The organism is uncultured Amaricoccus sp., from assembly GCF_937858865.1.
Lineage (GTDB): Bacteria > Pseudomonadota > Alphaproteobacteria > Rhodobacterales > Rhodobacteraceae > Amaricoccus.
In genome coordinates this window covers 1-3,376 of the sequence record NZ_CALLYO010000586.1, presented here as the reverse complement: position 1 = coordinate 3,376, position 3,376 = coordinate 1, and the positions used below count along the sequence as shown (strand labels likewise).

The window sequence follows — 3,376 nt, the reverse complement described above, 5'->3', positions numbered from 1 at the left end:
TCGCCACCGGGCTCGCGGTCTTCGACACCGTCCTGCCGGTGGCGCGCGGCCAGCGCATCGGCGTCTTCGCCGGCTCCGGCGTCGGCAAGTCCTCGCTCCTCGCCGATCTCGCGCGCGGGATCGAGGCCGACATCGTCGTCTATGCGCTGATCGGCGAGCGCGGGCGCGAGCTGCGCGACTTCGTCGACAACGTGCTCGGGCCGGCGGGGATGGCGCGCGCCGTGGTGATCGCGGCGACCTCGGACCAGGCCCCGCTCATCAAGCGGCGCGCCGCCTGGATGGCGATGGCGGTGGCCGAGGTCTTCCGCGACCAGGGCAGGCACGTCCTCCTGCTGCTCGATTCGCTCACCCGCTTCGCCGAGGCGCACCGGGAGATCGCGCTGACCGCCGGCGAGGCGCCGTCGCTGCGCGGCTTCCCGCCCTCGACGGCGAACCTCATCGCCTCGCTCTGCGAGCGCGCCGGGCCGGGGCCGTTCGGCAAGGGCGACATCACGGCGGTCTTCAGCGTGCTGGTCGCCGCCTCCGACATGGACGAGCCGATCGCCGACATCACCCGCGGCGTGCTCGACGGCCACGTGGTGCTCGACCGCGGCATCGCCGAGCGCGGCCGCTTCCCGGCGATCGACGTGCGCCGCAGCGTGTCGCGCAGCCTGCCGGGGATCGCGAGCGCGGCGGAGAACGAGATGCTGGCGCGGCTGCGCCGGGTGCTGACCGCCTACGAGAACGCGGCGCTGATGATCCAGACCGGGCTCTACGCGCCGGGCAGCGACCCGGCGATCGACGAGGCGATCCGGCTCTGGCCGGGGCTCGACGCCTTCGTCTCCGAGCGGGCGCCCGAGGGGGTGGCTGCGAGCTTCGCCCGGCTGGCCGAGGTGCTCGGCGAGCGGCCTCCGGGCGCCGCCGCTTCATCGTGAAACGTGTCTAAAAAGGCAGGTAGCGCAGCGTCGGGTTGAGCGGCTAGACAAGTCGGACCGCCGGTCCCGTACGGGGTGTTTCGAGTGAGGGGTGACGGGACCTGGCCGAGACGGGCGACGCTGGAAACGGCGTCGCCCTATTTCCTCGTCCCGCGGCGCTAGAGCCAGGCCGCGCCGCGGACGCCCGAGCTGTCGCCGTGGACGTTCGGGACGAGGCGGGTGTTGAACCGGTCGCCGAAGACGTGCGGCCGGATCAGCGGCGGCACGGTTTCGTAGAGGCGGGAGACGTTGGAGAGGCCGCCGCCGAGGACGATGACGTCGGGGTCGAGCACGTTGACGATGACGGCGAGCGCGCGGCCGAGGCGCTCCTCGTAGCGGCGGAGGGTCTCCTCGGCGACGGGGTCGCCGGTTGCGACGCGGTCGATGACATCCTGCGCCTTCGGGGCCTCCCCCGCGGCCGGGCCGCGGCGGCGGGCGTAGTCGGCGGCGAGGCCGGGCCCGGCGAGCCAGGCCTCGACGTGGCCGGCGATGCCGCAGGAGCAGAGCGGGCCCGGGCGCTCGTCGTCGAGCGGCGCCGGGAGCGGGATGTGCCCCCATTCGCCGGCGATGGCGTTGACGCCCTCGACCAGGCGGCCGTGCACCACGATGCCGCCGCCGACCCCGGTGCCGAGGATGACGCCGAAGACGACCTCGGCTCCGGCCCCGGCGCCGTCCACCGCCTCGGAGAGGGCGAAGCAGTTGGCGTCGTTGGCGATCTTCACCGGGCGGTCGAGGACGCGGGTGAGATCGCCCCGGAGGTCGCGGCCGTGCAGCCAGGTGGAGTTGCCCTTGGAGACGTGGCCGGTCGCGCGGTCGACCGAGCCGGGGACGCCGATGCCGACGCGCTCGATGCGGCCGCCCGCCTCGCCCTCCAGGCGCTCGAGGAGACCGCGGATGGCCTTGAGGCCGCCCTCGTAGTCGAAGCGCGGGGTGGGGACGCGGGCGCGGGCGCGCTCGCCGCCGTCGGGGCCGAGCACGATGCCTTCGATCTTGGTGCCGCCGTAGTCGAGACCCAGTCGCATCGCGCTTCCCCCGGCTTTTCCGGAAAGTATTACGGAGAGGTTGCCGCCGGCGCAACGGATCCGCCGGGAGCGGGGGCAAGTGGCTGGTTTCGCTCGGGGAACCGGGGATGGGTGAACCGGCCGCCAAGCCGGCTTTCCCGTCGTCCGCCTTCGAGGCGCCGCGCCCGTCGCTTGCCGGATGGCCAGGTTCGCCATATAGTATCCGAGTGCAGACATGGAGGCTTGGACGTGCCCAATATCTCGCTTCCGGAGGCGATGCAGGACTATGCCGAGCGGCAGGTGAAGGCGGGCGTCTACGCCAACCTTTCGGAAGTCGTCCGGGCCGGCCTGCGCAAGCTGATGGAGGAGGATGGCGCGACGGCCTTCTACCTCCTGCGGCGGGATCTTGTCGCCGCCGCCAGCGAGCCGACCGAGGAGGTCGATCTGCGCGCCCTGCTGCTCGACCGCGGCACCGGACCGGCGTGAAGGTCGCGCTCAAGCCCCGGGCGCGGGCCGATCTGCTCGCGATACGTGCCTGGGGCGAGGACCATTGGGGGATCGAGCGTACCCGCGACTTCCTGGAGGGGCTCGTCGAGGCGATCGAGCGGCTGGCGGAGTTCCCGCTCATGGGGCGCGGGCGGAGCGCGTTCCTTGCCGGGCTCCGTTCGCTGCGGCACCGGGGATACCTGATCTTCTACGTCATCGAGGCGGATCGGCCGGTCGTCATCGCGGTGATCCACGAGCGCCGCAACCTCGCGGCGCTCGACTTCGCCGATCGCATCGAGGGCGAGTAGCCGGGGCCGGACGCCCTTTCCCGGCCGCGCGGGATGCTCTATCGCGGGGGCATGTTCTGGAAGCTGCCGGCGCTCGGCAAGATCAGCAAGATCGGGATCGTGCCGCCCGCGCCCCTGCCGGGGCGGGAGGGGGTGGCGGTGGCGCTGATCGTCAGGAACGAGGCGCGGCACATCGGCGAATGGGCCGAGTTCCATCGGCGGGCCGGGGTGCGGCAGGTCCTCGTCTACGACAACGGCGGGACGGACGGGACGGTCGGCATCCTGCGCGAGGTGCTGGGCGAGCAATGCACGGTCGTGCCCTGGGCGCAGCTCTTCAGCGACGCGCGTATGGGGCGGGAGATCCACAACCAGGTGCTGGCCTATGCCCATGCGGCGAGCAACTTCGGCGGGGCGTTTCGCTGGATGGCCTTCATCGACGCCGACGAGTTCCTGGTGCCGAAGCGGGCGGCGAGCATCCCCGAGGCGCTGGCGCATCTCGGCGAGGCGGTGAACGTGTCGCTGCCCTGGCACATGTTCGGGCGGTCGGGGCATCAGGCGGCGCCGGCGGGGGGCGTGCTGCGCAACTACCTGCGCCGGGCGCGCGACCCGATGAGCGACGTGCGCGGGGTGCGGGCCTTCAAGGTGATCG

At 72.7% G+C, this 3,376-nt stretch carries 5 protein-coding genes; 4 read left to right on the top strand and 1 reads right to left on the bottom strand.

The window, feature by feature from the left end:
* The coding region (gene fliI / locus Q0112_RS17460) for a flagellum-specific ATP synthase FliI (RefSeq protein ID WP_297977285.1) at positions 1 to 914 on the top strand (914 nt) is incomplete at its 5' end.
* A 158-nt stretch (positions 915 to 1,072) separates the two neighbouring features.
* On the opposite strand, the gene Q0112_RS17455 is transcribed toward fliI, so the two are convergent.
* Positions 1,073 to 1,975, bottom strand: a complete 903-nt coding sequence (locus Q0112_RS17455; protein ID WP_297977284.1) for an ROK family protein — start codon at positions 1,973 to 1,975, stop codon at positions 1,073 to 1,075.
* 228 nt (positions 1,976 to 2,203) lie between these two features.
* Here Q0112_RS17455 and Q0112_RS17450 point away from each other — a divergent pair, with 228 nt between their 5' ends.
* The 3 genes from Q0112_RS17450 to Q0112_RS17440 all read left to right on the top strand — a co-directional run.
* Positions 2,204 to 2,440, top strand: a complete 237-nt coding sequence (locus tag Q0112_RS17450; protein ID WP_297977283.1) for a type II toxin-antitoxin system ParD family antitoxin — start codon at positions 2,204 to 2,206, stop codon at positions 2,438 to 2,440.
* The gene (locus Q0112_RS17445) at positions 2,437 to 2,748 is read left to right on the top strand and encodes a type II toxin-antitoxin system RelE/ParE family toxin (protein ID WP_297977282.1); all 312 of its coding nucleotides are present in this window, start codon (positions 2,437 to 2,439) and stop codon (positions 2,746 to 2,748) included. The genes Q0112_RS17450 and Q0112_RS17445 overlap by 4 nt, the downstream gene beginning before the upstream one ends.
* A 33-nt stretch (positions 2,749 to 2,781) precedes the next feature.
* The coding region (locus tag Q0112_RS17440) for a glycosyltransferase family 2 protein (RefSeq protein WP_297977281.1) at positions 2,782 to 3,376 on the top strand (595 nt) is incomplete at its 3' end.